Genomic DNA, 26,091 nt, shown 5'->3' with positions numbered 1-26,091 from the left:
GTCCCCACGTACTTCCACAGTTCCGAAAAATCCTTCATCACCGCAACCATGAGCCAAACAGATACCCAAACGGCCGAAACACTGGGCTTTCAGGCCGAAGTCAAACAGCTGCTGCACCTGATGATCCATTCCTTGTACAGCAACAAGGAAATCTTCCTGCGCGAACTCGTGTCGAACGCGTCCGATGCCTGCGACAAACTGCGCTTCGAGGCGATCGACCATCCGGAATGGCTGGAGGGCGATGGCGAATTGCACATCCGGGTCGAATTCGACAAGGCGGCGCGCACCATCACGATCACCGACAACGGCATTGGCCTGTCGCGCGACGAGGCGATCGCCAACCTGGGCACGATCGCACGATCCGGCACGAGGGAATTCTTTTCCCAGCTGACCGGCGACAAGCAAAAGGATGCCCAACTGATCGGCCAGTTCGGCGTGGGCTTTTATTCGTCCTTCATCGTCGCGGACAAGGTGTCCGTGCGCAGCCGCCGCGCCGATCTGCCGGCCGCCGAAGGCGTCCTGTGGGAATCCGATGGTCAGGGCGAATTTTCCGTCTCCGCCATCGAACAGGCTGCGCGTGGCACGTCCGTGACGCTGACCCTGCGCGCCGACGAGGACGATTTCCTGTCGGGCTGGAAACTGCGCGAGGTGCTGCGCCGCTATTCGGATCACATCTCTTTGCCCATCCAGATGAAGAAGGAAGAATGGGATGCGGAAAAGTCCGAACAGGTCACCCGGGACGAATGGGAAACCGTCAATCAGGCCAACGCCCTGTGGACCCGGTCGAAATCCGACATCACCGACGAGCAGTACCAGGAATTTTACAAGCACATCGCGCACGACCCCGAGAATCCACTGGCCTGGACGCACAACCGCGTCGAGGGCCGCAGCGAATACACCCAGCTGCTGTATGTGCCTAAACGCGCGCCCTTCGACCTGTACGACCGCGACGCGCGCCGGGGCGTGAAGCTCTACATCAAACGCGTCTTCATCATGGACGATGCGGAACAGCTGCTGCCCACCTATCTGCGGTTCGTGCGCGGCGTGGTCGATTCCGCCGATCTGCCGCTGAACGTCTCGCGCGAGATCTTGCAGGAAAGCCGCGACGTGCGCTCGATCCGCGAGGGCTGCGCCAAGCGCATCCTGGGTCTGCTGGAAGACCTGTCCAAGGACAAGCCCGAAGAATACGCCGAGTTCTGGACGCAGTTCGGCCAGGTGCTCAAGGAAGGCGCGGGCGAGGACCCCGCCAACAAGGACCGCATTGCCGGCCTGATGCGCTTTGCTTCGACCCAGTCCGACAGCCCCGCACAGACCGTCTCGCTGGCCGATTACATCGGCCGCATGAAGGAAGGCCAGGACAAGATCTACTATCTGACGGCGGATTCCTACGCCGCCGCCGCGCACAGCCCGCATCTGGAAGTCTTCCGTCGCAAGGGTCTGGAAGTCCTGCTGCTGTCCGATCGTGTCGACGAATGGATGCTGTCCTACCTGCGCGAATTCGAAGGCAAGTCCCTGGCGTCGGTCGCCAAGGGCGGTCTCGATCTGGACGCGCTGGCCGACGAGGCGGAAAAGAAGCAGCAGGCTGAAGTCGCCGAAGCCTTCAAGCCAACGATCGAGCGCCTGAAGGCGGCGTTGGACGGGCGGGTCAAGGAAGTCCGCGCCACCGTCCGGCTGGTGGACTCGCCCGCCTGCGTGGTGGTCGATGAAAACGAACTCAGCCCGCACCTGATGCGCATGCTGAAGGCCGCCGGTCAGGAAGCCCCCGAGGTCAAGCCGATCCTCGAGGTCAACCCGCAGCACGCCCTGGTCAAGCGCCTGGAAGCGCAGCCGGATGCCACCTTTGGCGATTGGGCCGAACTGTTGCTGGATCAGGCCATGCTCGCCGAAGGCGCGGCGCTGAAGGACCCGGCGTCGTTCGTGAAGCGGATGAACGCGCTGCTGCTGGCGTGATCGGATCAGGCCGGGGCCGCCACTTCGGGCGGTATCCTGGCCTGCGCCCGGGCCAGGATGTATTCGATGAAGGTCGATGTCGATCGCGTGTGGTAGCGGTTGGGCATGTAGAGCATGAACATTTCCGTGCCGAAGATGCTCAGGTACCACGCGTCCAGAGTCGTCGCGATGTCGCCGCGCCGGATTTCATCCTGGACCAGGTAGTCGGGCACCACGCCAACCCCAAGGCCGGCGAGTATCGCCTGGTGCAGAAACAGAAAGTTCTCTGACATCAGGGTGGGTTCCAGCAGGACCTCCTGGCGATACTGTTCCTGATAGGCTGACAGACGCAGTTGCCGCCCGGCCACACCCGACGTGATGATCGGGGCTTTTGGCAGGTCTTCCAGGGTTTCAGGCAGCCCGTGCTGGTGCAGGTAGGCCGTCGAAGCACAGGCGATATGCCTGACCGGCCCCAGGGATCTGGCCACGAGGTTTTGCGGCGGGTTGGATGTAACGCGCACGGCGATGTCCACCTCGTCGTGCAGCATGTCCAGGATGTGATTCTCGAACATGACGTCTAGTACGATTCCCGGGTACAGGCGTTTGAAATCGATCAGCCAGCCTGACATGACAACCTGACCGAAGCCGCTGGGGATGCTCAGACGGATGCGCCCTCGCAACATATCCCCCAGTTCGCTGACCGAATCCCGGGCAATCGCCAGTTCGGTCTGGATCTTTCGCCCGTGCTCATACAGTCGCAGGCCGACTTCCGTCGGTTCGATGCGCCGGGTGGTGCGGCGCACCAGTTGCTGACCCAGCGAGCGTTCCAGCCGGTTCAGGTGATAGCTGACATTGGCACGGGTCATTTTCAGACGCCGGGCGGCTGCGCTGAGGTTGCCGGCGTCCAGGATTTCGACCAGGACGATCAGGGATTCCGCGTTCATGGGGGCTGTCAATCAAGGCCGTCCGGAGAAGGCCGATCCTGAATGGTCCAGACGTTTGTTCAACGTAAGGAAAGCTTTATTTGACAGTGTGTCAACAATCAATGTCATTGTAAAGCGCCTTGATCGATGGAAGAATGGTCGACGTTCGAAGCACCGGAGTGCTCGTTGAAGGAGACCCTGACATGACCCTTTCCCAGACCTTGCCGACACAGACGGTCGTGAGCTGGCGGCGTGAAGGCCCGGTGCTGGTCGTGACCATCGATCATCCGCCTGTCAATGCGCTGGGTGTCGAGGTTCGGCGCGGGTTGCTGGCGGCCATCGAGGCGGCAGAGGCTGACGCAAGCACCCAGGCCGTACTGTTGCTGGGGGCCGGACGCAATTTCATCGCCGGCGCTGACATCCGTGAATTCGGCCAGCCGCCGCAGGCGCCTTTGTTGACGGACGTCTGCAACCGTATCGAGGCCTGCACCAAACCGGTGGTCGTCGCCATCCAGGGTGCCGCACTCGGCGGCGGCCTGGAAGTTGCGTTGGCCGCGCATTACCGGCTGGCGTTGCCGGGCGCGAAATTCGGTTTGCCCGAGGTCACGCTGGGATTGCTGCCCGGGGCCGGCGGCACGCAGCGCGCACCGCGCCTGATCGGTATCCAGGCGGCATTGACCCTGATGCTGGATGGCAAGCCAATGGGCGCGCCCCAGGCATTGACACTGGGTCTGGTCGACCGACTGGGATCGACCGCCGACGCCTTGCAGGAAGGGCTGGCATATACGCAGGAATTGCTGGCAGCCGGCGCGCTCGCGCGACCCACCCGGGATCGGCGGATTGCCGCGTCCGATGTCGATGCGGCGCGTCAGGCGATTGCTGCGGCGCGTGCCGCATTGAACAAGAAATATCACGGTCTGTTTTCCCCGGCCCGGATCATCGATGCCGTCGAGGCGGTGCTGGATCAACCGTTCGCCGCCGGCCTGCGCCTGGAGCGTGAATATTTCCTGCAGTGCCTGGGTACCCCGCAGCGGCAGGCGCTGGTCCATGCGTTCTTTGCCGAGCGTGAAGCGGCCAAGATTCCTGAAGCCAGCCGCGCGCAGCCACGTCCCGTCGATCGCATCGGCATTGTGGGCGGCGGCACCATGGGGGCGGGTATTGCCGTCGCCATGCTGGACGCGGGCCTGTCGGTTGTCATGGTCGAGCGGGATGTCGAGAGCCTGGATCGTGGCCGTGCCAACGTCGCCAAGGTCTATGACAGCCTGGTGTCGCGCGGCCGGCTGGATCCGGCCGAACGTGACCGGCGCCTGGGCGGCTTTTCCGGTGCCACGGATTACATGGCTTTGTCGGCGGTGGATCTGGTGGTCGAGGCCGTGTTCGAGGACCTGGGTGTCAAGTCCGCCGTCTTTGCCGAGCTGGACCGGGTCTGCAAACCCGGGGCGGTTCTGGCCACCAATACCTCGTATCTGGACATCGATCGGATCGCGGCAACGGTTTCCCGGCCGCGGGATGTCATCGGCCTGCATTTCTTTTCGCCCGCCAACATCATGAAGCTGCTGGAAATCGTGGTGCCGGGCGCGGTCGCCGACGACGTCGTGGCCACCGGCTTTGCGCTGGCCAGACGGCTGAAGAAGGTGGCCGTGCGGGCTGGCGTGTGCGACGGGTTCATCGGCAACCGCATCCTGGCGGTGTATCGTCAGGCGGCCGACTATATGATGGCCGATGGCGCATCGCTGTATCAGATCGACCGCGCCGTGCGCGATTTCGGCTTTCCCATGGGGCCGTTCCAGGTCACGGATCTGGCGGGCGGCGACATCAGCTGGGCGACCCGCAAACGCCGGGCCGCGACGCGGGATCCGCAACTGCGCTATGTCCCTATTGCCGATCGTCTGTGCGAACGCGGCTGGTTCGGACAGAAGACCGGACGTGGCTGGTACCGGTATCCGGAAGGCAGCCGCACGGGGCAGGAAGACCCCGAGGTCCAGGCGATTGTGGCCGAGGAACGGAACAAGATGGGCGCCGTGCAACGCAGCTTCACCGATGATGACATCATTCGCCGCTACATGGCGGCCATGATCAACGAGGGTGCCAACGTCGTGCATGAAGGTATCGCATTACGGCCGCTGGATGTCGATGTCGCCATGCTGTACGGCTACGGTTTCCCGCGTCACCGTGGCGGCCCGATGCACTATGCCGATCAGGTGGGGCTGGACGTCGTGCTGGCCGACATCCGTGCGTTTGCGGCGGAGGATCCCCATTTCTGGAAGCCGTCGCCTCTGCTGGTCGATCTGGCCGGGCGGGGCGGACATTTCAAAGACCTGAACCAGCTCAAAAAAATCTGAGGAGACACCACATGCGAGAGGCAGTCATTGTTTCGACGGCCCGGACGCCGCTGACCAAGGCGCACCGGGGCGAATTCAACATCACGCCGGGACCGACCTTGGCGGCGTTTGCCGTGCGCGCGGCCGTCGAGCGTTCGGGTATCGATCCCGTCCGCTTTGAGGACATGATCCTGGGTTGCGGCTATCCGGAAGGCACGACGGGGCGCAATGTGGCGCGCCAGACCGTGATTCGCGCGGGGCTTCCAGTCACCACGGCAGGCACGACCGTCAACCGCTTCTGTGCGTCGGGTCTGCAGGCCATTGCCATGGCGGCCGGACGCATCGTGCTGGAAGGCGTGCCCGCCATGATCGCGGGCGGCGTGGAAAGCTGCTCGCAGATCCAGGGACGCAGCGCCACTGATGCCGGGACCACTGGGATCGACCCGTGGATCGCCGAGCACAAGCCCGAACTCTACCTGTCGATGATCCAGACGGCCGACATCGTCGCCCGGCGCTACGGGATCGCGCGCGATGCGCAGGACCGGTTCTCCGCCGAGAGCCAGCGCCGCACGGCGCTGGCCCAGGAAACCGGCGTGTTCCGCGACGAAATCATCCCCTGCACGACCACCATGGCGGTCAAGGACAAGGAAACCGGCGCCGTCTCACAGGTCGAGGTCACGGTGGATCAGGACACCTGCAACCGTCCCAGCACCACCTATGAAAGCCTGGCGAAGCTGGCTCCGATCATGGGGCCGGACCAGTTTGTCACGGCGGGCAATGCGTCCCAGCTGTCCGATGGCGCCTCGGCTTGCGTTCTGATGGAAGCGCGGGAAGCCGAACGTCTGGGCCTCGAGCCCCTGGGAGCCTTCCGGGGGCTGGCGGTCGCTGGCTGCGAGCCCGATGAAATGGGCATCGGCCCGGTGTTCGCCGTGCCACGCCTGCTGGAACGCTGCGGCCTGAAGGCCGACGACATCGGATTATGGGAACTGAACGAGGCCTTTGCCTCGCAGGCCCTGTACTGCCAGCAGACCCTGGGCATCCCGCACGAGCGGTTGAACGTCAATGGCGGCGCCATTTCCATCGGCCATCCCTTCGGCATGACTGGCGCGCGGCTGGCGGGTCATCTCCTGCTGGAAGGCCGGCGGCGCGGTGTGAAGTATGCCGTCGCCACCATGTGCATCGGCGGCGGCATGGGGGCGGCGGGGCTGTTCGAAATTTACTGAGTTCATGCCGGACAGCCCTGGCTGTCTGGCAGGCCCGGCCGCCCCTCTGGTTTGTCTTCCGGCCCGGTTCTGGCCATAATCGGCCTGATCCCTGCCGTGGATGTCCCGTCCGATGACGGGCCATCCACAGCATCGAACCGACTGGAGACCGATTGATGAAATCCCGCGCCGCCGTGGCCTTCGAGGCTGGCAAACCCCTGCAGATCGTCGAAATCGACGTCGAACCGCCCCGCAAGGGCGAAGTCCTGATCAAAATCACCCACACGGGCGTCTGCCACACCGATGCTTTCACCCTGAGCGGCGACGACCCCGAGGGCGTTTTCCCGGCCGTCCTGGGACACGAAGGCGCCGGCGTGGTGGTGCAGGTGGGCGAAGGCGTCACCAGCGTCGCGCCCGGCGATCACGTCATCCCCCTGTACACCGCCGAATGTGGCGAGTGCCTGTTCTGCAAATCCGGCAAGACCAATCTGTGCGTGGCCGTGCGCGCCACTCAGGGCAAGGGCCTGATGCCCGACGGTACCACGCGCTTTTCCTACCAGGGCAAGCCGATCTACCACTACATGGGGTGTTCCACCTTCAGCGAATACACCGTCGTGGCGGAAGTCTCTCTGGCGAAGATCGACCCCAAGGCCAACCCCGAACAGGTCTGCCTGCTGGGTTGCGGCGTGACCACCGGCATCGGCGCCGTGCGCAACACGGCCAAGGTGCAGCCGGGCGACACGGTCGCCGTGTTCGGCCTGGGCGGCATCGGCCTGGCCGTGGTGCAGGGCGCGCGCCAAGCGGGCGCCGGACGCATCATCGCGGTGGACACCAATCCCGACAAGTTCGCCCTGGCGAAGGTCTTCGGCGCCACCGACTGCGTCAACCCCAAGGACCATGCCGAACCCATCCAGCAGGTCATCGTCGGCATGACCGGCTGGGGCGTGGACCACAGCTTCGAGTGCATCGGCAACGTCAACGTCATGCGCGCCGCGCTGGAATCCGCCCACCGGGGCTGGGGGCAGTCCATCATCATCGGCGTGGCCGGGGCCGGACAGGAAATCTCCACCCGGCCTTTCCAACTGGTCACCGGCCGGTCCTGGCGCGGCACGGCGTTTGGCGGCGTCAAGGGGCGGTCCCAACTGCCTGGCATGGTCCAGGAAGCCATGCGCGGCGACATCGACCTGGCGCCCTTCGTCACTCACACCATGGGGCTGGACGGCATCAATGATGCCTTCGACCTGATGCACGAGGGCAAGTCGATCCGGTCGGTGGTGCATTATGGAAATCACTGAGCGCCATACCAGCTTCGGCGGTCGCCAGGAGGTCTGGTGGCATGAATCCGCCGTGCTCGGCTGTGCCATGCGCTTTGGCATTTACCTGCCCGCAGCCGCCGTGCGCGGTGAACCCTGCCCCGTGCTGTACTGGCTGTCGGGCCTGACCTGCACGGAGCAGAACTTCATCACCAAGGCCGGAGCCCAGGCCTATGCCGCCCTGCACGGCCTGATCCTGGTAGCGCCGGACACCAGCCCGCGCGGCGAGGGCGTGGCCGACGACTCCGCCTACGACCTGGGGCAGGGCGCGGGCTTCTACCTGAATGCCACCCAGGCACCGTGGGCCGCGCATTACCGCATGCAGGATTACGTTGCGCAGGAACTGCCCGACCTGATCGAGCAGCACTTCCCGGCTTCCGGCGCGCGCAGCATATCGGGCCATTCCATGGGCGGACACGGCGCGCTGGTCACAGCCTTGCGCCATCCGGGGCGCTACCGCAGCGTGTCCGCCTTTTCGCCCATCGTCGCGCCGTCTCAGGTGCCTTGGGGCCAGAAGGCGTTTGCCGCGTACCTGGGGGGGGATCGGGCGGCATGGGCCCAGTGGGATGCGGTCGAACGGATCCGTTCGTTGCCCGCCGATGCCGAACGCCTGCCCTTATTGGTGGACCAGGGTCTGGCGGATGAATTCCTGGACGTGCAACTGCGCCCCGACCTGCTGGAGTCCGCCTGCCACGACGCCAACTACCCGCTGACTCTGCGCAGGCAGGCCGGGCATGATCATAGCTATTACTTCATCGCCAGCTTCATTGGCGATCATGTGGCGTTTCATGCGGCGGCGTTGAAGGGATAGGTCGCAAGCGCGTGTAGGATAATCGGCCTGCGGGTCAGCAGTGATTGTCAGCTTGCTGATGTATGCGCTGGCGTAGCGTATCGAAGTAGATCTTATCCGCGGGAGCGCCAGGAGGAGATTTGGCGCCAGCCAGCAGCGCATCGCGCAATTGGGTGCGTTCCTGATCCTTGCGGATCAGTTCCCGGACATATTCACTGTGCGTGCCGAATCCTCGCTCACCACTGATACGCACGACGAAGCAGAGAGAACAGCTGCGTCAACGATGCCGCAGACAGCATCGTTGACGAGGTTTGCTCAGTCCAGCATCTTCAGCAACGCCTTGGCGGCGGGCTCGGATGACGCTGGATTCTGACCGGTGATCAGCAGGCCGTCGCTGACCACGTACGGCTGCCAGTCACCGCCTTTGCTGTAATTGCTGCCGTTCTTTTTCAGCATGTCTTCCACCAGGAACGGCACCACTTTGGTCAGGCCGACGGCCTCTTCCTCGGTATTGGTAAAACCGGTGACCGACTTGCCTTGGACCAGCGGTTTGCCATCGGCCGACTTAACGTGGCGCAGCACGCCGGGTGCGTGGCATACGGCAGCGACCGGCTTGCCGGCGGCCAGCGTGGCTTCGATCAGCGCGATCGATGTGGCGTCTTCGGCCAGATCCCACAGCGGACCGTGGCCGCCCGGATAGAACACTGCGTCGAAGTCGGCGGCCGAGACATCCTTCAGCTTCTGCGTGCTAGCCAGTACGGTCCGAGCCGCCGGGTCATCCTTGAAACGGCGAGTGGCATCGGTCTGCGCCGACGGATCGTCGCTCTTCGGATCCAGCGGCGGCTGCCCGCCATGCGGCGAGGCCACTGTGATCTGTGCGCCAGCGTCCTTGAACACGTAGTAAGGCGCGACGAATTCTTCCAGCCAGAAACCCGTCTTCTTGCCGGTGTCACCCAGTCGATCGTGCGAAGTGAGAATCATCAGAATTTTCATGAATTGTCTTCTTTGAATGGGGGATGGGAAAGCGAGGGGTCTTGCTGACGAGGCCTCATTCGCTGGCGACGCGAACCACCAGCTTACTAAAATCGCTGCCGTTTAGCATGCCAATGAAGGCCTGCGGCGTCTGCTTGAGACCGTCGACGATGTTTCTGAAAAAATCGCTGCCTCAGATAGGAAAGGGAATGTAGTTCCCCAGCCGCTTACCTTTATTTCACGTTTGGCCAGTTTATGAAACTGGGCATTCGTGAAGGACCGCTTTCGACTGCCGACACCAGCCATTAGAAGTCCTGGCAATCCTTCACTGCGCAGGCAGCATCTCCGGATTCCAAACCACCTCCCAAAGATGCCCATCCGGGTCCTGGAAGTACCCCGCATATCCGCCCCAGAACGTATCCAGCGCCGGCTTCACGATCACCGCGCCGGCCGCTCGTGCCTGGGCCATGACCTCATCCACCTCGGCCCTGGACGAGACATTGTGCCCAAGACTGAGTTCCGTGGCGCAGGCCGAGCCCAGTGGCAGACCCGAGTCCTTCGCCAGGCTTTTGCGCGGCCAGATGGCCAGCTTCAGCCCGGGCTGCAGATCGAAAAAAGCGACGGCGCCATTTTCGAATTGTTCGCCGATGATACCTTCGGTCGCCAGCCCTAGGCCGTCCCGGTAGAACCGCAGGGACCGTTCCAGGTCATCGACTCCCAGGGTGATGACTGTGATGCGTGGTTTCATGACTGTTTTCCCCTCGCTGGAACCGTGCCCAATCGAACGCCATGCCGGGATCCGTCTTCCGCCCCGGCGCGATATGTTCGTGTCCCTGTATTGCCCGGATCGGATGCCGCGCGCGGATCGCGGCGGCCAGCGCGTCCAGTCGCGCATACTGCGCATCCGTGTACGCCAGCGTGTCCGTGCCTTCCAGTTCGATGCCAATGGAAAAATCGTTGCAGCGTTCGCGGCCCTCGAAGCAGGATACGCCCGCATGCCAGGCGCGCAGAATCGTCGGCACGAACTGCACGATCGTGCCGTCACGTCGGATCAGGAAGTGCGCGGACACCCGCAGATCTCGGATGTTCTCGAACCAGGGGTCGGCGCCGATGTCCAGGCGGTTCTGGAAGAAATCGATGATGGCGTCGCCCTGGAACACGCCAGGTGGCAGGCTGATGTTGTGGATCACCAGCAGGTAGGGGTCTTCGTCGTCGGGGCGCTGGTCGTGGTTGGGGGATGGGCGGTGCAGGACGCCTGACCCGGGGGGCAGCCAGCCATCCGGGCCGATCTTCACTGCTTCAGCCCCAGCTTGGCGTGTTCCGCGCAGCACCAGGTCTTGCCCTGGCTCATGTAGGCTTCGGATCGGGGCAGATAAATCTGGCAATGCGCGCAGCGCACCATGGATTCCGCCGCGTCGCGCGATGCGGCGTTCTGGCGGCGGTCGGCGGCCCGGCGGGCCTGCGCCTTCTGGTGGCTAAGGATGCGGGAGACGAACAGGACGGCCAGGATGATGATCGCCCACAGCAGGAATTTACCCAAGACTGCCTCGTTGAAGGATGACTTCCAGGACGAACCGGCTGCCGGTATAGGACAGCAGCAGGAACGCAAAACCGACCAGCGTCCAGCGCAGGGCGATGCGCCCGCGCCAGCCCTGGATGTAGCGCCCGGCCAGCAGCACGCCGAAAATCACCCAGGACAGCAGGGTGAAGATCGTCTTGTGGTCCATGGGCAGGGCGTTGCCGCCCAGGCGCAGCGATACGATGATGCCGGTGATGATGGTCAGCGTCAGGACGGCGAAGCCGATGCCGATCAGGCGAAACAGCAGCTGTTCCAGGGTCAGCAGCGGCGGCATGGCGCTCATGGCGCGGGCGATCACGCCCTGTTCGCCTTCGGACGCGATGGGACGGTGCAGGTGGCGGTCCAGCGTCGTCATCAGCATGGCGTGCAGGGCGGCCACCGTGATCAGGCCATAGGCCACCATGGCGATCAGCAGATGGACGCGCAGCCAGTCGCTGTTGGCGTGCGGTACCAGGTACCCCTGCGGAAAGATCGCAGTCAGCAGGCTGATCAGCGCGGCGGCGGGCAGCAGCACCAGCAGCAGGCTATCCAGGCGTAGCAGGAAATTTTCGATCCAGAAGACGATCATGCCCAGCCACATGGCGGTGGACAGGGCCAGGACCCAGCCCAGTTGCAGGCCTGTGGGCACAATGACGGCGCTGACCAGCCCGATGCCGTGCAGGGCGATGGCGCCCAGCAGGCAGCTGCGGCCGATCGTGCCGGTGGTCCGTACCGGTTTCGCGCGTACGATCGGGCGCCATAGGGCCAGGCCCAGCACGGCATAAGCCAGTGCGGCAAGCAAGTGAAATACAATGCTGACTGACATAGTCCTGTCGGTATCCGGCGCACACAGCCTGCGCCCCAAAAGCATCCATTTTATGCGCAGGCCGACAGATCAACCAGTTTTACGGATACGCCATCATGCTCGATAACCTGACCTCCCGTCTGTCGCGTGTCGTCAAGACCATGCGGGGCGAGGCTCGCCTGACCGAGTCCAATACCCAGGACATGCTGCGCGAGGTTCGCCTGGCGCTGCTGGAAGCCGACGTCGCGCTGCCCGTGGTGCGCGACTTCGTGGCGCGCGTCAAGACAGCGGCGCTGGGTCAGGATGTCATTGGCAGCCTGAATCCGGGCCAGGCACTGGTCGGGATCGTGCATAAGGAACTCACCGCCTTGATGGGCGGCGATCTGGGGGCCGAGGCAGGGGAACTGTCCCTGGCCACGCAGCCGCCCGCAGTGATCCTGATGGCAGGCCTGCAGGGGGCGGGGAAAACCACTACCACCGGCAAGCTCGCCAAATGGTTGTCCGAGGGCAATCACGTCCAGCATGGCCGCAAGACCGGCCGAAAAAAGGTCCTGGTGGTCAGCGCCGACGTCTATCGTCCGGCCGCCATCGATCAGTTGCGCACCGTGGCTGCGCAGGTGGGTGTCGACTTCCTGCCCACCGAATCCTCGCAGAAGCCGCAGGACATCGCGCTGCAGGCCCTGGATCACGCCCGCCGCCATCACTACGACGTGCTGATGGTCGATACCGCCGGCCGTCTGGGCATCGATCAGGCGATGATGGACGAGATCCGCGACCTGCATCGCCTGCTCGATCCGATCGAAACCCTGTTCGTGGTCGATGCCATGCAGGGTCAGGATGCGGTCAACGTGGCGCGCGCGTTCTCGGATGCCTTGCCCCTGACCGGCGTGGTCATGACCAAACTCGACGGCGATGCGCGTGGCGGCGCGGCGCTGTCGGTGCGCCAGATCACCGGCAAGCCGCTGAAATTCGTCGGCATGTCCGAAAAGCTCGACGGTCTGGAACCCTTCTATCCGGAACGCATGGCCCAGCGCATCCTGGGCATGGGCGACATCGTCTCGCTGGTCGAGCAGGCACAGAAAAACATCGACATCGCCGAGGCGCAGAAGCTCGCTGCCCGGCTGAAATCCGGCGACCGGTTCGATCTGAACGATTTTCGCGATCAGCTGCAGCAGGTCAAGAAAATGGGCGACATGGGATCGCTGCTGGAAAAGCTGCCGGCCCAGTTCGCCCAGGCGGCCGCGCAGGTGCAGGGCGGTCAGGCGGAAAAGCAGCTGGCTCGCACCGAAGGCATCCTGAATTCCATGACCGCGCTGGAGCGCGCCAAGCCCGAACTCATCAAGGCCTCGCGTAAACGTCGGATCGCGGCCGGTTCCGGCGTCCCCGTCCAAGAAGTCAACCGCCTGCTCAAGCAGTTCGAGCAGATGCAGGGCATGATGAAGCAGATGAAAAAGGGCGGCATGGCAAAGATGATGCGCGCCATGGGTGGGCTCAAAGGCCTGGGCGGGTTTGGGCGGGGCGGGTTCAGGTAAATCACCCACCCCCCACGGCGACGACGATTTCCAGGCGGTCGCCGTCGGTCAGCAGGGTGTCACCATGCTGGCTGCGGGGCACGATGTCGCCGTTGCGTTCGACGGCGATGCGCTTGCCCTGGTAGCCCAGGTGGGCCACCAGATCCTGGACGGTGCGCACGTCGTCCAGATGCGTGTCGTGGCCATTCAAACGGATGGTCAGGTTCATGATGGTATTAAGCGTAATGGTCCGTGGCCGCCAGCAGCTGCGCCAGGATCCCGGGCTCGTCAAAGGCGTGGCCGGCATCCGGCACCAGATGGAATTCGGCCTTGGGCCAGGCGCGGTGCAGTTCCCAGGCGGATCGAACCGGGGTGCAGGCGTCGTAACGCCCCTGCACGATGACCCCCGGGATGTCCGCCAATTTGTGCGCATCCCGCAGCAGCTGGGCCTCGTCCATGAAGCCCTTGTTCACGAAATAGTGGTTTTCGATTCCAGCGAACGCCAGTGCCGCCTGGTCGGATGCGTGGGACTGATGGTGCGCGGGATTGGGCAGCAGGCTGATCGTGTGGCTTTCCCACTGGGTCCAGGCATGCGCCGCCCGCAGCTGCGCCTCGCGGTCCTTGCCGGTCAGGCGGCGGTGGTAGGCCATGATCAGGTCGCCGCGTTCGGGTTCCGGGATGGGGGCCAGGTAGCTTTCCCACAGATCCGGGAACATCCAGGACGCGCCTTCCTGGTAGAACCAGCGCAGCTCGGCCGCGCGCAGCAGGAAGATGCCGCGCACGATCAGGGCCCGCACCTGGGCGGGATGGGTCTCGGCATAGGCCAGCGCCAGGGTCGAGCCCCAGGAGCCGCCAAACACCACCATGGCGTCCGTCTTCAGCACCTCGGTGCGCAGCCGCTCGATGTCGGCCACCAGGTCCCAGGTCGTGTTGTGTTCCAGGCAGGCCGATGGTGTGGATCGACCGCAGCCGCGCTGATCGAACAGCAGGATGTTGTAGCGGCTGGGGTCGAACAGGCGGCGATGCGCGGTGGAACAGCCCGCGCCGGGACCGCCGTGCAGGAAGACGGCCGGCGTGCCGTGCGGATTGCCGCATAGTTCCCAGTACACGCGATGGCCGTGGCCGACGTCCAGGATGCCCTGGTCGTAAGGTTCGATTTCCGGGTACATCAGTTTGCCTCTGTGTCGTGCGCGGCGTCAGCTGGCATGCGCCGTGTAAAGATCAAGTCCCAGACGCCATGCCCCAGGCGCAGGCCGCGGTTCTCGAACTTCGTGAGTGGCCGGTAGTCGGGGCGCGGCGCATAGTCGGCGCAGGTGTTTTGCAGGCCCGGTTCGGCCGACAGGACTTCCAGCATCTGCTGAGCATAGTGCTCCCAGTCGGTCGCGCAATGCAAATAGGCGCCGGGCGCCATGCGGCTGACCAGCAGTTCGATGAGCGCCGGCTGGATCAGGCGGCGCTTGTGATGGCGTTTTTTTGGCCAGGGGTCGGGAAAATAGATGTGTACTCCCGCCAGCGAGCCCGGCGCGATCATGTCGCGCAGCACCTCGACCGCGTCATGCTGGATGATGCGGACGTTGTCCAGCGAGTGGTCATGGATGCGCTTGAGCAGCGCACCCACACCGGCGTTGAAGACCTCGACCCCCAGAAAATTGTCGCCTGGCCGGGCTTGCGCGATCTGCTGGGTGGTTTCGCCCATGCCGAAGCCGATTTCCAGAATCGTTGGCGCCTGCCGGCCAAACGCGGCGGCCAGATCGATTTGCGCATTCTGATAGGGGATGGACCAGCGCGGCAGCCATTCCGCGATCGCCTGTTCCTGGCTGGGGGTGATGTGGGCGCGGCGGTGGACGAAGCTGCGGATATGCGTGCTGCCCGACGGGGATTGCGCCGTGACGATGGGTGGGGGGGCTTTGGGAAGATTCAAAATGAGGTAAAATACAAGGCTTCAGGGATTTCCGTGGCCTTCAATTTTACCCACAAATCCTTGTGCATCAATCGATTGCATCGATTGCGGGTGTAGTTTAATGGTAAAACTTGAGCTTCCCAAGCTTACGTCGTGGGTTCGATTCCCATCACCCGCTCCACTTCGACTTCCCAGAAATCGTTAGGCCGCCAGAGCGCCTCTTCTTCGAAACGCCGCCGGATGCCTGAGCCCATGCCCGCGCCGTGCATTCGAGACGCATCCCTCCGGGATCTATGCCATGCTGGTTTTCTGCCGGGCCGATTCGATGGCGCTTTTCACATCTTTGCGGAATCGTGCCGAGGTTTCCCGGATCCCGTGGCTTAGCAGCGTATGCCGTACCGCGCGGGTTGCCGCAGCGATATAAACGGCCGCACCCCGGCGGCTCGCCTTCTGGGCAAAGCCTTCGATGGTGGCGACGCCAGTCGAATCCAGCATGGAGACGGCGGACAGATCGATGACATAGGCCTTGCGCTGATCGCCGATACGATCCAGCGCCGCCTCGACCGCGGACGTCGCACCGAAGAAAAACGCCCCAGTCACGCGGATGACGGCAATATTCGGGTCGGTTTCTGTCGCCAACTCGGCGTCCTTCAGGGCGCTGTCCGTGACATCGTCGGCGCTGTCGTCTTCCACACGGGGGCTGATGTGTTCGACTTCCACCGTCTGGGCCATGCGGTGCAGGAACAGCAGCGCACTCAAGGTGAAGCCGATGATGATGCCCTCGCTGAGGTCGCGGAAGATGACCAGCAGGAAGGTGACGAGCAGCACGACCGCATCGCCCCAGGACGCGCGCAGCAGTAGCGCGAATGCGTGTTTCTCGACCATGTTCCAGGCCACGACCGCCAGCACGCCGGCCAATGCGGCCAGCGGAATGTAGGATGCGGCCGGTGCCGCGATCAGAACGAACAGCAGCAGAAAGACGGCATGCAGCATGCCCGAAATCGGCCCGCGCGCGCCGGAACGGATATTGGTTGCGGTCCGGGCGATGTTGCCGGTCACGCAGATGCCGCCAAACAACGGCGAAGCGATATTGGCCAGCCCCTGGGCTACCAGTTCGCAGTTGGAGCGATGCCGCCGCCCTGTCATGGAATCGGCCACGACGGCGGACAGCAGGCTCTCGATACAGCCGAGCAAGGTGAACGACAAGGCGTCGGGCAGTACGGCGATCACTTTCGCATAGGTGATCTCGGGCAGATGAGGAGCGGGCAGGGCCTGGGGAATACCGCCAAACCGGGTGCCGATCGTTTCCACCGGCAGGCCGAGCAGTGCCGCGCCCACGGAAGCCACCGTGATCGCGATCAGGAATGAGGGCCAATGTGGGCGGTACCGCCGGACGGCGGCGATGACACCGATGGTGATGGCGGCAACGAGAACCGCCATGGGGCTTGTGGTTGGCAGGGCGCCGGCGATCGCCTGCAATTTCGGCAGCAGGGGGCCTGGCTCGTGATCGAGCTGCAGGCCGAACAGATCCTTGATCTGGCTGGCGAAGATGATGATCGCGATACCGGCGGTGAAGCCCACGGTCACCGGATAGGGAATGTACTTGATGAAGGTGCCCAGGCGCAGGAGCCCGATGGCGGCAAGCATCAGCCCGGAGAGCAGGGTCGCCAGCAGGAGGCCTTCCACGCCATGCTGCGCAACGGATGCCGCAACCAGCACGATGAAGGCGCCCGCCGGCCCGCCGATCTGGAAGCGGCTGCCCCCGAAGGCCGAAACGATGAACCCGCCGATGATCGACGTGTAGAGCCCGCGGTCGGGGGAGACGCCCGATGCGATCGCGATTGCCATGGACAGCGGCAGTGCGACGATGGCGACCGTCAGCCCGGAGATGGCATCCGCCTTCAGGCTGGCCAGACCGTAACCCTGCTTGAGTACGGTGACGATTTTGGGCGTAAACAGTTCGCGGAACCCCGGTTTCGCGGTCGATGCCATATTCATGTCAATCCTTTCATCTGCCGCGCTGCCAGCGTCGCGGCAAGCAAGTATGATACATCCAACTACCATGCGGACCCCCTGCAAATCAACTGGATTCTTGTTGATTGAAATCAACAAGGCGCGCAACTGGCCTGCTATCGTGGGTGCATCAGTGAATTGATCGCCTGTGCGGCTATGGAGACACATATGTACCGTCAAATTCTCGTCGCAGTGGATGGCAGTGAGGTCGCCAATCAGGCATTCGAACATGCCATTGGCCTGGCGCAGCAGGTCGGCGCGAAACTGCTCGTGATCTATATCGTCGAGTATCCGAGGACCGTGTATGCGTCGGAGGCCTTCGACGTGGGGCCGTTTTACCAGGCGATGCTCGACGAGGCCAAGACGGTGCTCGACAAGGCGAAGGCCCGGTTGAGCCAGGCCGGTGTGCAGGGCGAGGTCAAGATGATCGACTCCGGCAACATCGGCAACAGCGTGGCCGACGAACTCGAGGATGCCGTGAAGACCCTGGGGGCCGACCTGGTCGTCATGGGCACCCATGGGCGGCGGGGCTTTCAGCGCCTGATGCTGGGTAGCGTGGCCGAGGCGTTCGTGCGCCGGTCCCCGGTGCCCGTCATGCTGATTCCCGCCGGATCGCATTGATCCGAACGCGGCGATCCGGACATTATCCGGGTGGCCCCGGACGGTCCGGATGATGTCCCCGCGTTAGCCGACTACCAGCCGGTCGACCACACTGATCCGCGGAATCGATACTGGGCTCGAAATCCAGCGCCCGTTCCACTGTGTCGCTGATCGGCCCGCGGGCCGTGTGCGATGCTGCCTTTGTGTGCCGCGCGTGGCGGGGGTCAATGGGTGGCGCCGATGCTTCTGAGCGCCTCGGGGCTGCGGATGCGTATGTGCCGCCTGCGTACGTCCAGCACGTGAGTAGCCCTCAGGTGCGTGAAGATCCGGCTCACGGTCTCGAGCTGCATGCCAAGATGGCGGGCGATGTCCTCGCGCGTCATTTTCAGCATGAATTCGCGTGGAGAATAGCCGTTGACTGCCATCTTCTCCGAGATTTCCACGAGAAAATGGGCGACGCGTTCTTCGCTGTTCAGGCATGCCATGGCCATCAGCAATTGTCTGTAGTGGCTTGTTTCGTGGGCGATCGCCCGGTTTAGGCTCAGCGCAGCGGCCGCGTCGCTACCGGACCTGGCCGCCAGTTCGGATAGGGGCAGGACGCACACCAGTGAGTCCTCCAGCGCGATGGCGTCGCATTCATAGGTTCCCTTTTCTATGCCGTCGAGGCCCAGCAAGGAGCCGGCCATGGGAAAGGAGACGATTTGCTCGAGGCCCGCGCGACTGGTGCTGCGCAATTTCACGGATCCGGCGTAAAGCTCGTAGAGATTGACGAGCGGGTCGCCGGCGCGATACAGCGTATGTCCCCGGTGTATCACACGGCGCAGGACCGTTGAGCTCTGGAATAGCTGGTGGAATGCATCGGGTCTGGTCGGGCACAAATCCGATACCGGACATGCGCCCGTGGCGGCCAGCCGGCATGGGTCGGGCGCTGGGGTGCCGACGGTGTGCCGGTGGGAAGAAATATAGGGATCGCGCGGTTCTCGGGTGCCGGCTGACGGATGGTCGGTGTTCATCGCGTGCCTCGTGGGATGTGGATCGCTGTCGCTTTCATGGCGATGGTCACGCTAGTGTCGTCATGAACGGTCGCGCGCGCTATCGGTGTTTCTGGGTGAGTTTTCGTCGAAATGGCTGACGGTTGTCGGAATGTGCCTACGATGGCCGTCGATCGCGGCAGCATCTATGCGTCCGATTCGTCGATCAGGTGGTGCTTGATCGCATAGCGCACCAGATCCGTCTGGCTGCGCAGCTGCATCTTGAAGAGCAGCCGGGCCTTGTATGTACTGACCGTTTTGACGCTGATGAACAGGTGCTGCGCGATCTCGGAGTTGTTCAGACCGGCCGCTAGAAGTCTGAACACGGAGAATTCGCGGTCGGACAGCAGGAGATGCGGCAGATCCTCATGATTGCCATGCTTCTCGAATGCAACGTTCTCCGCCAGCGTCCGGCTGAGGAAACGCCCTCCTATGGCCACTTTGCGCACTGCCTGAACCAGCTCCTCCGCGGCGCTGTCCTTGGTCAGGTAGCCTGCCGCGCCCGCCTTGATCGCCCGGGTCACATATTGTTGTTCGCCGTGCATTGTCAGCACCAGAATGGGAACCTTCGGATAGTCGTTCCTGATCTGGCGGATCAGGTCGATGCCATCGCGCCCCGGCATGGACAGGTCGAGCACCAGCGCGTCCCAGTGCCGTTGGGACAGCAGGGTGAGCGCTTCCTGGCCGTTGCCCGCTTCGCCCTCCACCAGGATGTCGCTGGTCTGGTGGAGCACGCGCTTGAGGCCTTCGCGCAGCAGCGTGTGGTCGTCGGCGAGCAATAGCTCAATCATGACCGTCTCCTATGGAGTGGGCTGGTCGAGCGGCACGACGACCTCCAGGCGAAGCCCCTGATCGGGGCGCGTGTGGATTGATACCGTACCGTTCAGCAGGCGCACACGCTCGCGTATTCCCAGCAGGCCGAGGCGCTTTGGCAATGCGCTGGCCAGGTGTTCCGGTGTCGTGCCCCTGCCGTTGTCCTGCACGATCAGCGTGCATTTGGTGTTGGTGCAGTGCAGGTCGAGAAGGACGTGCGTCGCGTTCGCATGTTTCACGATGTTCGTCAGCGCCTCCTGAGCGACGCGAAACAGCGTGGTGCTCACCAGGGTCGACAGGCACCTCGGCCCGACGTCGACGTGGATCTCTGCATCGATGCCATAGCGGGAACTGAAATCCGAGATCAGCCATTCGACTGCGGCGGGCAGACCGAGGTCGTCGAGCATGACGGGGCGCAGATCGGATGCGATGCGGCGAAGGGACGTGAAAGAACTTTTGATCAGGGTGCGCATGGCGGCAACATGGCCGGATGCGTCCGCAGGATTTGAAGGCAGAGAGGCCTCGAGCTGGGAGAGTTCCATCGTGAGGGCCGTCAGGCTCTGTCCGATATCGTCGTGCAGTTCGCGCGCGATATGTCGCTTTTCCTGTTCCCGCTCGTGGAGCAGCGCATTGGACAGCCGCGTCAGCTCGTCGCGCGAGGCGCGCAGCGCCTGGTCGATCTGCTGCCGCTCGGTGATGTCACGGAGAAAAATGGAGCAGTAGATTTTCGTCGGTGTCCGGACCTGAGAAATCGAGGCTTCCATGGGGAATTCCTCGCCGTTCGCTTTCAGTCCCCAGAGTGGCATGCCGGTTCCCATCTGGCGCTTCGAATGGCCGGTGCGCTCAAAACGTAGGATGTGTTCCGCGTGGACCTGGCGAAAGCGGGGGGGGATGAGGATATCCACGCTTGCTCCGATCGCCTGTTCCGCAGTGTACAGAAAGACTTTCTCCGCCGCCGGATTGAACATCACGATCCTTTGCGTCGAGTCGATCGTGATGATCGGTTCGGTGGCGGACTGGATGATATCGAGCAGAGGAGGAGGGGGTGAATGCTGCATTGCATGCATCCCATGCGTGGCCTGCCCTCCGGCAGACCGGGCCCTTGAATCTGCCCCAGCATACGCCCCTTCGGGAGGCTGCTCAATATCCCGTTTCGGGCCAGGTGGTCTACTGCGATCAGCCGATGGTGGAGATTTCGGCAGGGGCCTCGTCGAAGGCCGTGCCTGCCTTGAGCTGTTCCGTCAGTTTGTAGAGCGCGTCGTCGGATTCTTCGGCGATGACGTCGTATTGTTTCAGGAGCAGGATGAATCTGGGCTTCGCGCCGATGATCGTTGCGATATCGTCCACGGCGCGCAGTCCACCGTAGCCCGAGAGAACGCACGCGACTGAGTAGCTCGCGATCTCGGAACCGTGCCGCTGCAGGAATGTTCGCATGGGTGCCGCCACCGACCGCAGCCACACCGGCGTGATCAGAACGACGTGGTCGAAGCCCCCGAGACTGGGGCCCTCGTACTGAATGTCGGGGGATCGGCGGGCCAGTGCGTCCATCATGCAGCGCATGTCCCCGCCCAGTCCCGTTCTCGGGTGTCGGTCCCGTATTTCGTAGACTGGCCAGTGCGAGATCTCAGCCAGCCGCTCCGCCGCTGCCCGTCCGGTACCGGAACGGGAATAGTAGACAATGCCGATCCGATTCATGATCCCCCCTTGTCGATCAGATTGGCGCCGGATTCCTGATTCATCAAGGCATACAGGATGTCGCGTCGGCTGACGATGCCCACCAGCCTGCCGTTCCGGGTGATCGGCACGCGTTTGATGCTGTGCCGCAGCAGCACGTCCGCGATATCGGCGAGGTCTGTCTGCTCATCCAGCGTGATGACCGGAGTCGTCATGACGGATGCGGCCCTCATCTCGCCGAGCTGCAGGCTGTGCAGAAATTCCAGATTCAGCGGTTCGCCTTCGGCCAGCAGATCGAGCCAGCGATCCAGTCTCTTTTGATGGCCGCTGCCCTTGCGCCGTATCAGATCGCCCTCGCTGACCAGACCGATCAGCGCGCCATCGTCGGCCGTGACCATGACCGCGCTGATGTTCCGGTCCAGCATCGCGCGGATGATCCCCGATACGGGCGTGCCGACATGGACGCACAGCGGGCTGAGCGTCATCAGATCGCGTGCAAGCATGAGTTTTCTCCGGAACACCGGGATCTCTCGTGATCCGAAGGTTTCGGGCAGTGAGAGCGTGGGTCATTCGATCAGGATTTTCTTGTTCTCGTGACCTTCGGTTTTCGGCAAGGTCAGCGTGAGCAGACCGTTTTCGTAGGTCGCCCGGGTCTTCGATTCGTCGATGGGGCATCCCAGCGCGACCGTCCGTTCGAGCTGGCCCCAGAATCGTTCCTGGCGAATGACGCGTCCTTCGTCCTTGACTTCTTTGTTCTGTTCCTTGTTGGCCCGGATCGTGACCGTGTTGCCGTCGACCTCTACCGTGAGATCTTCTTTCGAGACGCCGGGGATCTCGGCCTTCAGGACATACTCATGATCGGCTTCGGTGATGTCGAGGTCCATGCCGGCGACACCGTCCTCCATCTGCGAGCGGATGGGCCTGAGGAGGGCCTGAAACACGTCGGGCAAGGATTCGGACGAAAATGACAGCGGATATGGCATTAAGCTTCGCATGGAAATCTCCTCATGTTGCGACTCAGGCAATTGCCTGTCGTGCTTCATATGTTGATCGCCTGGGCGCGGAGCAAGTTGACTTCCGTCAAATACCGTGCTTTGGTGGCTGATCGCTTCCGGCGGTCATTCTCCGGTGTGGTGCCGCAGCAGCCGCAACCCGTTGCCCACCACCAGCAGGCTGGCGCCGACGTCGGCGAATACGGCCATCCACATGGTGCCCACGCCAGCGACCGTCAGGGCCAGGAAGACGACCTTGATGCCCAGCGCCAGGGTAATGTTCTGGACCAGGATCCGGTGCGTGGCCCGGGACAGCCCGATGAACCATGGGATCTTGCGCAGATCGTCGTCCATCAGGGCGACGTCGGCGGTTTCGATGGCGGTATCGGTGCCCATGGCACCCATGGCGAAGCCGATGTCCGCCCGGGCCAGTGCGGGGGCATCGTTGATGCCATCGCCCACCATGCCGACCCCGGTGCCGTCGGATGCCAGTTGCTCCACAGCCCGCAGCTTGTCTTCCGGCAGCAGGTTGCCCTCCGCCCGGTCGATCCCGACCTGCGCGGCGATGGCGGCGGCCGTGTGCGGGTTGTCGCCCGAGAGCATGGCCGTGCGCACGCCTTGCGCATGCAAGGCCCGGATGGCCGTGGCGCTCTCGGGTTTCACCGTGTCGGCGACCGCGTACAGGGACAGGACTTGTCTCTGGTCGGCCAGCAGGACCACGGTCTTGCCGGCCTGTTCCAGGGCTTTCAGGCGTGTTTCCAATGCGGGGGAGCACAACCCCCGCTCGTGGATCAGGCGGTGATTGCCCAGATGGTAGTGTTCCTCGTCGATGCAGCCTTGTGTGCCGCGCCCTGGCAGTGCGGCGAAGTCCGTGACCGGGCGTGCCGAAGACAGGTTGCCGGCTGCGGTCAGCCCCTGGGCGATGGCCTGCGAGACCGGATGGTCGGAATGAACGGCCAGGCTGACTGCCAGGGCGTGGCAGCGTGCGGCTTCCTGGTTGCCCAGAATCTGCCGGTCGGTCAGCACCGGACGCCCCTGTGTGAGGGTTCCGGTCTTGTCCAGTGCGATCCAGCGCAACAGCCGCCCCTGTTCCAGGTGAGTGCCACCCTTGATCAGAACCCCCTGGCGCGCGGCGGCCGTCAGGCCGCTGACGATGGACACCGGAGTCGAAATCACCAGAGCGCAGGGGCAAGCGATGACCAGCAGGACCAGCGCCTTGTAGACCCAGTCGTGCCATCCGCCCATCCCCAGTATCGGCGGGATGATGGCGATGCCCAGGGCCAACAGTACGACCAGCGGCGTGTAGACGCGGGCAAAGCGGTCGACGAATCGCTGCGTGGGCGCACGGGCCGATTGCGCCGATTCGATCGCGCGGACGATGCGCGCCAGGGTGGATTCGCCGGCGACGGCCGATACCCGGTATTCCAGCGTGCCGGCACCATTGATGGTGCCGGCGTACACCGGATCGCCCACAGTCTTGTCGATCGGCAGGCTTTCGCCGGTGATGGGGGACTGGTCCACGGTCGAGCAGCCGGATTCGATCCACCCGTCCAGAGCGATGCGTTCGCCGGGGCGCGTGCGGACCTGTGCGCCCACCGGTATGGCATTGGCGGGCATTTCCCGCCAATGCCCGTCGGGCTGGCGTACCGTCGCCAGATCCGGCGTCAGCCGCATCAGACCCTGGACGGCGCTGCGGGCGCGGTCCAGCGAGCGCGCCTCGATCCGTTCGGCCAGCGTGTAGAGCACCATGACCATGGCCGCCTCGGCCCATTGTCCCAGGACCAGGGCGCCAGTCACTGCGATGCTCATGAGGGCGTTGATGTTCAGTTGGCCGTGCCGCAGGGCGGTCCAGCCTTTGCGGTAGGTGCCCAGTCCGCAGCTTGCCACGGCCAGCACTGCCAGAATGGCGGGGACGGGCCAAGGGGTATTCACCCAGTGGGCCGCCTCGGCGGCCAGTGCGGCGGTGCCGGCGACGGCCAGCGGCCACCAGGAGGCTGGCGGTTCCGCGACGGGCGGGGTTTCCGCCGACGCTTGTTCCGGGGTAAAGCCCAGTTCCCGGATGGTCCGCAGGACAGTATCCAGCGCGTCCGGGGTATGGATGATGGTCAGCACGCGCTGCATCAGGTTGAATTCCAGGTGCCGCACCTGAGGCAGGCGGCCCAGTGCCTGACGGATCAGCGTCTCCTCGGTCGGGCAGTCCATTTGCAGGATATGCAGCTGAGTGCGCCGATCGGTGCCTTCGACGACGGTCGGGGCGAGTCGGGCGGGTGTCGTGCGCGTGGTGTGCGCCATGGCGATTTTCCGGAGAGCGATCTATGATGGCAGTAGACACCTTGTAGTTACTACAAGGTCAAGGCATCAGGGGGACACTCATGAAAATCGGCGAACTGGCCTGCGCCGCACGCTGTTCCACGGAAACCATCCGCTTCTATGAAAAGGCGGGTCTGCTCCCCGAGCCCGAACGCAGCGGGGGCAATTACCGGCAGTACGGCCCGCAGCACCTGGAGCGCCTGCGGTTCATCCGCAACTGCCGGGGGCTGGATATGGCGCACGACGAAATCCGCGCCCTGCTGGGCATGATCGATCACCCGGCGCGCGACTGCGGGGCCATCAATCATCTGCTGGACGAGCACATTGCCCATGTGCAGGTGCGTCTACGAGAACTGCAGGATCTGCGCCGTCACTTGGTGGGCCTGCGGGAACAGTGCGGCAGCGAACAGGCTGTCGATGCCTGCGGCATCGTCCAAGGCCTGAACCGCATGGAAACGGCCGAAGGCCCCGTCCACAACACGCATATTGGATGAACCGGGATCCTTATACCGGATCGAAGTGCGTCATGACGTCCAGCACCGGCAGGTCGGCCATCACCCGCAGACGGGCTTCGACGGCGATGGCATGGCCGGCCTCGATCGTCAGCTGACCGTCCATTTCGATATCGACTTCGACCCAGATCAGATCGCCCATCTTGCGCGTGCGCAGATCGTGGATGCCACGCACCCCCGGGGTGCCCAGGATACGTTCGCGAATGGCCTGTTCGGTTTCCGCGTCGGCGGCCCGGTCCACCAGATCGTTGAAGGCGTGCCAGGCGAACTTCCAGCCCATGCGGATGATCATCAGCCCGACGACCACGGCGGCCAACGGATCGGCCAGCGGCAGACCCGCCAGGTTGGCGCTGATCCCCAGGGCGACCACGAGGGACGAGGCAGCATCCGAGCGCGCGTGCCAGGCGTTGGCCACCAACAGGGTGGAGCGTACTCGGTGGGCCACACGCAGCATGTACCGAAACAGCAGTTCCTTGGACAGCAGGGCCAGCAGGGCGACGTAGAAGGCGATGGGATGGACGACCGGAATCAGGTCAGGGGCCTGCAGGCGTTCAAAACTGCGCCACAGCATGCCGATGCCCACAGCGGCCAGCAACACGCCGATGCCCAGTGTGGCCGCGGTTTCGAAGCGCAGGTGCCCGTAGGGGTGGTCGGCATCGGGGGCCTTGCCGCTGTGCTTGTTGGCGACCAGCACGATGCCGTCGGACACCAGATCGGACAATGAGTGGATGGCGTCGGCCACCAACGCCTGGGAGTGGGCGAACAGGCCGATCACCAGCTGGACGCCGGTCAGCACCAGGTTGACCCAGACACTGACCCAGGTGCTGCGGCGGGCAGCAGCCTGGCGTTCGGGTGTTTCGACGGTGGGGGAAGGCTGGTTGGAAGGCATGGGTGCCAGTATACGAGCGATCAGAAGCCGCTT

26 protein-coding genes and 1 tRNA gene are annotated in these 26,091 nt (G+C 63.7%); 9 read left to right on the top strand and 18 right to left on the bottom strand.

The genetic code is table 11. The features are described 5' to 3' along the window. Positions 1–48: 48 nt before the first annotated feature. Positions 49–1,950 (top strand): molecular chaperone HtpG, encoded by a 1,902-nt coding sequence (gene htpG / locus ABCV34_RS09065; protein WP_345795901.1) that lies wholly within the window; start codon positions 49–51, stop codon positions 1,948–1,950. Between the two features lie 5 nt (positions 1,951–1,955). Here htpG and ABCV34_RS09060 read toward each other — a convergent pair whose 3' ends face one another. Beyond that, complete coding sequence (locus tag ABCV34_RS09060) at positions 1,956–2,873, bottom strand: LysR family transcriptional regulator (RefSeq protein WP_345795900.1); 918 nt, start codon at positions 2,871–2,873, stop codon at positions 1,956–1,958. Between the two features lie 182 nt (positions 2,874–3,055). On the opposite strand from ABCV34_RS09060, the gene ABCV34_RS09055 reads away from it, so the two are divergent. The 4 genes from ABCV34_RS09055 to fghA all read left to right on the top strand — a co-directional run bounded on the left by ABCV34_RS09055 (position 3,056) and on the right by fghA (position 8,499). Next, positions 3,056–5,194, top strand: coding sequence for a 3-hydroxyacyl-CoA dehydrogenase NAD-binding domain-containing protein (locus ABCV34_RS09055; protein WP_345795899.1), 2,139 nt, complete (start codon positions 3,056–3,058; stop codon positions 5,192–5,194). An 11-nt stretch (positions 5,195–5,205) separates the two neighbouring features. Then, entirely contained in the window at positions 5,206–6,396 is a 1,191-nt protein-coding gene (locus ABCV34_RS09050; protein ID WP_345795898.1) for an acetyl-CoA C-acyltransferase, read from the top strand. A gap of 155 nt (positions 6,397–6,551) precedes the next feature. Further along, on the top strand, positions 6,552–7,670 hold the full coding sequence (locus ABCV34_RS09045; protein ID WP_345795897.1) for an S-(hydroxymethyl)glutathione dehydrogenase/class III alcohol dehydrogenase: 1,119 nt from the start codon (positions 6,552–6,554) through the stop codon (positions 7,668–7,670). Continuing rightward, positions 7,657–8,499, top strand: a complete 843-nt coding sequence (fghA, locus tag ABCV34_RS09040) for an S-formylglutathione hydrolase (protein ID WP_345795896.1) — start codon at positions 7,657–7,659, stop codon at positions 8,497–8,499. Before ABCV34_RS09045 ends, fghA begins: the two co-directional genes overlap by 14 nt. 294 nt (positions 8,500–8,793) lie before the next feature. On the opposite strand, the gene ABCV34_RS09035 is transcribed toward fghA, so the two are convergent. The 5 genes from ABCV34_RS09035 to ccsA form a co-directional block, all read right to left on the bottom strand. Beyond that, entirely contained in the window at positions 8,794–9,471 is a 678-nt protein-coding gene (locus ABCV34_RS09035) for a type 1 glutamine amidotransferase domain-containing protein (protein ID WP_345795895.1), read from the bottom strand. A gap of 304 nt (positions 9,472–9,775) precedes the next feature. Further along, on the bottom strand, positions 9,776–10,198 hold the full coding sequence (locus ABCV34_RS09030) for a VOC family protein (protein WP_345795894.1): 423 nt from the start codon (positions 10,196–10,198) through the stop codon (positions 9,776–9,778). Next, positions 10,158–10,745: a 1,6-anhydro-N-acetylmuramyl-L-alanine amidase AmpD gene (gene ampD / locus ABCV34_RS09025; protein WP_345795893.1), complete on the bottom strand. Its 588-nt coding sequence runs from the start codon at positions 10,743–10,745 to the stop codon at positions 10,158–10,160. The genes ABCV34_RS09030 and ampD overlap by 41 nt, the downstream gene beginning before the upstream one ends. Then, positions 10,742–10,990 carry a PP0621 family protein gene (locus ABCV34_RS09020; RefSeq protein WP_345795892.1) on the bottom strand — a complete coding sequence of 83 codons (249 nt, stop codon included), beginning with the start codon at positions 10,988–10,990 and terminating at the stop codon, positions 10,742–10,744. The genes ampD and ABCV34_RS09020 overlap by 4 nt, the downstream gene beginning before the upstream one ends. Next, positions 10,983–11,834: a cytochrome c biogenesis protein CcsA gene (gene ccsA / locus ABCV34_RS09015; protein ID WP_345795891.1), complete on the bottom strand. Its 852-nt coding sequence runs from the start codon at positions 11,832–11,834 to the stop codon at positions 10,983–10,985. Before ccsA ends, ABCV34_RS09020 begins: the two co-directional genes overlap by 8 nt. Positions 11,835–11,929: 95 nt before the next feature. On the opposite strand from ccsA, the gene ffh reads away from it, so the two are divergent. Beyond that, positions 11,930–13,345 (top strand): signal recognition particle protein, encoded by a 1,416-nt coding sequence (ffh, locus tag ABCV34_RS09010; protein ID WP_345795890.1) that lies wholly within the window; start codon positions 11,930–11,932, stop codon positions 13,343–13,345. A gap of 1 nt (position 13,346) precedes the next feature. Here the strand turns inward: ffh and thiS are convergent, their stop codons facing one another. From thiS to trmB, 3 genes are read right to left on the bottom strand one after another with little or no spacing between them, the layout of a single operon-like run. After that, positions 13,347–13,553, bottom strand: a complete 207-nt coding sequence (gene thiS, locus ABCV34_RS09005) for a sulfur carrier protein ThiS (protein ID WP_345795889.1) — start codon at positions 13,551–13,553, stop codon at positions 13,347–13,349. A 7-nt stretch (positions 13,554–13,560) separates the two neighbouring features. Further along, positions 13,561–14,496, bottom strand: a complete 936-nt coding sequence (gene pip, locus ABCV34_RS09000) for a prolyl aminopeptidase (protein WP_345798747.1) — start codon at positions 14,494–14,496, stop codon at positions 13,561–13,563. Then, positions 14,493–15,245, bottom strand: a complete 753-nt coding sequence (gene trmB / locus ABCV34_RS08995; RefSeq protein ID WP_345795888.1) for a tRNA (guanosine(46)-N7)-methyltransferase TrmB — start codon at positions 15,243–15,245, stop codon at positions 14,493–14,495. The genes pip and trmB overlap by 4 nt, the downstream gene beginning before the upstream one ends. A gap of 86 nt (positions 15,246–15,331) precedes the next feature. Between trmB and ABCV34_RS08990 the strand changes: the two genes are divergently transcribed. Further along, a tRNA-Gly gene (locus ABCV34_RS08990) sits at positions 15,332–15,405 on the top strand. A gap of 110 nt (positions 15,406–15,515) precedes the next feature. On the opposite strand, the gene ABCV34_RS08985 is transcribed toward ABCV34_RS08990, so the two are convergent. Continuing rightward, a complete protein-coding gene (locus ABCV34_RS08985; RefSeq protein ID WP_345795887.1) occupies positions 15,516–17,222 on the bottom strand; it encodes a SulP family inorganic anion transporter in 1,707 nt (568 codons plus the stop codon). Between the two features lie 183 nt (positions 17,223–17,405). On the opposite strand from ABCV34_RS08985, the gene ABCV34_RS08980 reads away from it, so the two are divergent. Continuing rightward, positions 17,406–17,858: a universal stress protein gene (locus ABCV34_RS08980; protein WP_345795886.1), complete on the top strand. Its 453-nt coding sequence runs from the start codon at positions 17,406–17,408 to the stop codon at positions 17,856–17,858. A 203-nt stretch (positions 17,859–18,061) separates the two neighbouring features. On the opposite strand, the gene ABCV34_RS08975 is transcribed toward ABCV34_RS08980, so the two are convergent. From ABCV34_RS08975 to ABCV34_RS08945, 7 genes are all read right to left on the bottom strand, one after another. Beyond that, positions 18,062–18,850, bottom strand: coding sequence for a helix-turn-helix domain-containing protein (locus ABCV34_RS08975; RefSeq protein WP_345795885.1), 789 nt, complete (start codon positions 18,848–18,850; stop codon positions 18,062–18,064). A gap of 164 nt (positions 18,851–19,014) precedes the next feature. Further along, positions 19,015–19,659, bottom strand: a complete 645-nt coding sequence (locus ABCV34_RS08970) for a response regulator transcription factor (protein ID WP_345795884.1) — start codon at positions 19,657–19,659, stop codon at positions 19,015–19,017. Positions 19,660–19,668: 9 nt separating this feature from the next. Beyond that, positions 19,669–20,739: a PAS domain S-box protein gene (locus tag ABCV34_RS08965; protein WP_345795883.1), complete on the bottom strand. Its 1,071-nt coding sequence runs from the start codon at positions 20,737–20,739 to the stop codon at positions 19,669–19,671. A 118-nt stretch (positions 20,740–20,857) separates the two neighbouring features. After that, positions 20,858–21,376, bottom strand: a complete 519-nt coding sequence (locus tag ABCV34_RS08960) for a hypothetical protein (protein ID WP_345795882.1) — start codon at positions 21,374–21,376, stop codon at positions 20,858–20,860. Further along, the gene (locus tag ABCV34_RS08955) at positions 21,373–21,858 is read right to left on the bottom strand and encodes a CBS domain-containing protein (RefSeq protein ID WP_345795881.1); all 486 of its coding nucleotides are present in this window, start codon (positions 21,856–21,858) and stop codon (positions 21,373–21,375) included. Before ABCV34_RS08955 ends, ABCV34_RS08960 begins: the two co-directional genes overlap by 4 nt. A gap of 63 nt (positions 21,859–21,921) precedes the next feature. Further along, positions 21,922–22,350 carry an Hsp20/alpha crystallin family protein gene (locus tag ABCV34_RS08950; RefSeq protein ID WP_345795880.1) on the bottom strand — a complete coding sequence of 143 codons (429 nt, stop codon included), beginning with the start codon at positions 22,348–22,350 and terminating at the stop codon, positions 21,922–21,924. A 123-nt stretch (positions 22,351–22,473) separates the two neighbouring features. Beyond that, complete coding sequence (locus ABCV34_RS08945) at positions 22,474–24,639, bottom strand: heavy metal translocating P-type ATPase (RefSeq protein ID WP_345795879.1); 2,166 nt, start codon at positions 24,637–24,639, stop codon at positions 22,474–22,476. 80 nt (positions 24,640–24,719) lie between these two features. On the opposite strand from ABCV34_RS08945, the gene cadR reads away from it, so the two are divergent. Beyond that, the gene (gene cadR / locus ABCV34_RS08940; protein WP_345795878.1) at positions 24,720–25,151 is read left to right on the top strand and encodes a Cd(II)/Pb(II)-responsive transcriptional regulator; all 432 of its coding nucleotides are present in this window, start codon (positions 24,720–24,722) and stop codon (positions 25,149–25,151) included. Positions 25,152–25,161: 10 nt separating this feature from the next. Here the strand turns inward: cadR and ABCV34_RS08935 are convergent, their stop codons facing one another. Continuing rightward, positions 25,162–26,058, bottom strand: coding sequence for a cation diffusion facilitator family transporter (locus ABCV34_RS08935; protein WP_345795877.1), 897 nt, complete (start codon positions 26,056–26,058; stop codon positions 25,162–25,164). Positions 26,059–26,091 lie beyond the last annotated feature (33 nt).

This window comes from Castellaniella sp. MT123, assembly GCF_039614765.1.
GTDB lineage: Bacteria > Pseudomonadota > Gammaproteobacteria > Burkholderiales > Burkholderiaceae_B > Castellaniella.
Note: the sequence above shows the minus strand (reverse complement) of the source record. Positions and strands in the feature narration are given on the sequence as shown.

Excerpts from the sequence above, each read along its gene's own strand:
- htpG (WP_345795901.1), top strand. The coding sequence starts at position 49 with ATGAGCCAAACAGATACCCAAACGGCCGAAACACTGGGCTTTCAGGCC.
- ABCV34_RS09060 (WP_345795900.1), bottom strand. The coding sequence starts at position 2,873 with ATGAACGCGGAATCCCTGATCGTCCTGGTCGAAATCCTGGACGCCGGC.
- ABCV34_RS09055 (WP_345795899.1), top strand. The coding sequence starts at position 3,056 with ATGACCCTTTCCCAGACCTTGCCGACACAGACGGTCGTGAGCTGGCGG.
- ABCV34_RS09050 (WP_345795898.1), top strand. The coding sequence starts at position 5,206 with ATGCGAGAGGCAGTCATTGTTTCGACGGCCCGGACGCCGCTGACCAAG.
- ABCV34_RS09045 (WP_345795897.1), top strand. The coding sequence starts at position 6,552 with ATGAAATCCCGCGCCGCCGTGGCCTTCGAGGCTGGCAAACCCCTGCAG.
- fghA (WP_345795896.1), top strand. The coding sequence starts at position 7,657 with ATGGAAATCACTGAGCGCCATACCAGCTTCGGCGGTCGCCAGGAGGTC.
- ABCV34_RS09035 (WP_345795895.1), bottom strand. The coding sequence starts at position 9,471 with ATGAAAATTCTGATGATTCTCACTTCGCACGATCGACTGGGTGACACC.
- ABCV34_RS09030 (WP_345795894.1), bottom strand. The coding sequence starts at position 10,198 with ATGAAACCACGCATCACAGTCATCACCCTGGGAGTCGATGACCTGGAA.
- ccsA (WP_345795891.1), bottom strand. The coding sequence starts at position 11,834 with ATGTCAGTCAGCATTGTATTTCACTTGCTTGCCGCACTGGCTTATGCC.
- ffh (WP_345795890.1), top strand. The coding sequence starts at position 11,930 with ATGCTCGATAACCTGACCTCCCGTCTGTCGCGTGTCGTCAAGACCATG.
- thiS (WP_345795889.1), bottom strand. The coding sequence starts at position 13,553 with ATGAACCTGACCATCCGTTTGAATGGCCACGACACGCATCTGGACGAC.
- ABCV34_RS08985 (WP_345795887.1), bottom strand. The coding sequence starts at position 17,222 with ATGAATATGGCATCGACCGCGAAACCGGGGTTCCGCGAACTGTTTACG.
- ABCV34_RS08980 (WP_345795886.1), top strand. The coding sequence starts at position 17,406 with ATGTACCGTCAAATTCTCGTCGCAGTGGATGGCAGTGAGGTCGCCAAT.
- ABCV34_RS08975 (WP_345795885.1), bottom strand. The coding sequence starts at position 18,850 with ATGAACACCGACCATCCGTCAGCCGGCACCCGAGAACCGCGCGATCCC.
- ABCV34_RS08970 (WP_345795884.1), bottom strand. The coding sequence starts at position 19,659 with ATGATTGAGCTATTGCTCGCCGACGACCACACGCTGCTGCGCGAAGGC.
- ABCV34_RS08965 (WP_345795883.1), bottom strand. The coding sequence starts at position 20,739 with ATGCAGCATTCACCCCCTCCTCCTCTGCTCGATATCATCCAGTCCGCC.
- ABCV34_RS08960 (WP_345795882.1), bottom strand. The coding sequence starts at position 21,376 with ATGAATCGGATCGGCATTGTCTACTATTCCCGTTCCGGTACCGGACGG.
- ABCV34_RS08955 (WP_345795881.1), bottom strand. The coding sequence starts at position 21,858 with ATGCTTGCACGCGATCTGATGACGCTCAGCCCGCTGTGCGTCCATGTC.
- ABCV34_RS08950 (WP_345795880.1), bottom strand. The coding sequence starts at position 22,350 with ATGCGAAGCTTAATGCCATATCCGCTGTCATTTTCGTCCGAATCCTTG.
- ABCV34_RS08945 (WP_345795879.1), bottom strand. The coding sequence starts at position 24,639 with ATGGCGCACACCACGCGCACGACACCCGCCCGACTCGCCCCGACCGTC.
- cadR (WP_345795878.1), top strand. The coding sequence starts at position 24,720 with ATGAAAATCGGCGAACTGGCCTGCGCCGCACGCTGTTCCACGGAAACC.
- ABCV34_RS08935 (WP_345795877.1), bottom strand. The coding sequence starts at position 26,058 with ATGCCTTCCAACCAGCCTTCCCCCACCGTCGAAACACCCGAACGCCAG.